This window comes from Actinocorallia libanotica (assembly GCF_039525175.1).
Lineage (GTDB): Bacteria > Actinomycetota > Actinomycetes > Streptosporangiales > Streptosporangiaceae > Actinocorallia > Actinocorallia libanotica.
On sequence record NZ_BAAAHH010000098.1, the window covers coordinates 1 to 1,576 of the forward strand.

Annotated in this window: 3 protein-coding genes; 2 read left to right on the forward strand and 1 reads right to left on the reverse strand. The window is 67.9% G+C overall.

Annotated features, from left to right (window positions below):
- Positions 1-43: 43 nt before the first annotated feature.
- Positions 44-499, reverse strand: coding sequence for a helix-turn-helix domain-containing protein (locus ABD140_RS39750; RefSeq protein WP_344248222.1), 456 nt, complete (start codon positions 497-499; stop codon positions 44-46).
- Between the two features lie 170 nt (positions 500-669).
- On the opposite strand from ABD140_RS39750, the gene ABD140_RS39755 reads away from it, so the two are divergent.
- Positions 670-1,197, forward strand: coding sequence for a helix-turn-helix domain-containing protein (locus tag ABD140_RS39755; RefSeq protein WP_344248224.1), 528 nt, complete (start codon positions 670-672; stop codon positions 1,195-1,197).
- A gap of 147 nt (positions 1,198-1,344) precedes the next feature.
- Positions 1,345-1,576: hypothetical protein (locus ABD140_RS39760; protein WP_344248226.1), on the forward strand; the 232-nt coding region annotated here is incomplete at its 3' end.

Sequence of the window (1,576 nt, forward strand, 5' to 3'; positions counted from 1 at the left end):
TCGGCGACCTGACCGGACGTCATCGGCCTCTCGTCGGGCTGGTTCATGGGTGCTCCTGGGGATCGGTTCCGGCGAGGGCGTCCAGAACGGGCCCGATGTCGCGGCCGCAGGCCAGGGCGTCGGTCAGCTCGTCCCACCGCTGGGCGACCTCATCGGCGGTCTCATCGGCCAGGTCGGGGGAGAGCAGGACCAGCAGGCCGGGCAGGCACGCATCGCACAGGTGCAGGCGGCCCTCCAGCTCGGCGCGGGCCAGGAGGGGCAGCAGCTCGACCAGCAGGCCGCCGCGGCGCAGGTCGGCCTGGCGGCATCCGAGTGCCTGGGCGATGGCCTCCAGCGTCTCGGGGGAGGCGCCCGAGGTCCCGGACTCCAGGGCGCTGATCAGCGCGGGGGTGCGGCCGATGCGGCGGGCGAGTTCGGACTGGGACAGGCCTGCCTCGCTGCGGCGGGCCCGCAGAAGGTGCGGGTCGTGGGGGGCGCTGCGGCCTGCACTCGGGGTCATGGTCGGCATGTTATGGCCGGTTTTGGCATGTCCACAACAGATGGCAGGCATTTACGGAAGAGGCCGATGGGTCAGCAGTCGTCTACTTCCATGCCAACCCAGGCGAAAACCGGCCGAAGAAGGCCATGCCCCATGGTCCAAGTGAATTCAAGTGGTGCATCATGTGCGCCATGACTAACCGAAACTGGGAACGCTTGGCCGAAGCCGTCCAGCGGCGTCGCGCCGAGCTGGGGTTGAGCCAGCGGGCGCTCGCCGAGCGAGGGCCGTTGTCGCGCGACCGGGTGCAGAAGATCGAGGGCGCCCTACGCGATGACTACAGCCTGACCGTGCTGACCGCGCTGGAGCGCGCGCTGGGATGGCAGACCGGATCAGTAGAAGCGGTCCTGGCCGGCGGGGAGCCCGTGGCGGCCGAGCCCGGGGACCTGACGATCGAGCACGCGCCAGGGGTGCGCGAGCACCTCCTGCCACCCGGGGTCGCCGAGCGCCTGGGCGATGCCGCCGACAGCCACACCCTGGAGGTGAGCGTCCCCGGAGAGGAGGGCGTGTTGATCGTCACTTGGACGAAAAGGCTCCCACCGGACTTGCTGGCCATGACCGAGGACATCAAGGCCCAGTCCCGCCTGCTGTCGCGCAGGGCCCAGGTCCAGCGCCAGAACGAGCCATCCGAGCGTGATCCTCGTAACGGTACTGACGGGTAATAATCCGGAAAGACCGAATTGTGAAATCTCCTCACGGGTAAAACGACTGTCAAGACTCGCATCGGCGCCCAAAACGTGGTTTTGTCTTCTATCCGGGCATCGGGGGTCAGGCACGTGCAAAGGAGCCGTGAGTTGGAATTCCGAGGAATGCGCACCACCCTGGTCGGCGACGCCGCTGCCACCTACGAAGAGCACCCTGACCACGCGCTCATCGTCGTGGACGAGCGCCTGGACACGATCGAGACGCTGGCCGCGCTGTCGGTGCTGACCACCCAGGTGGCCCGCCTGCGCTGGCAGCCTCCCGAACAGATGCGGCGGCACGGACCGAACGCCATTCTTTTCTACGAATGCGATCACACCGGTCAGACCCCCGTGGAAT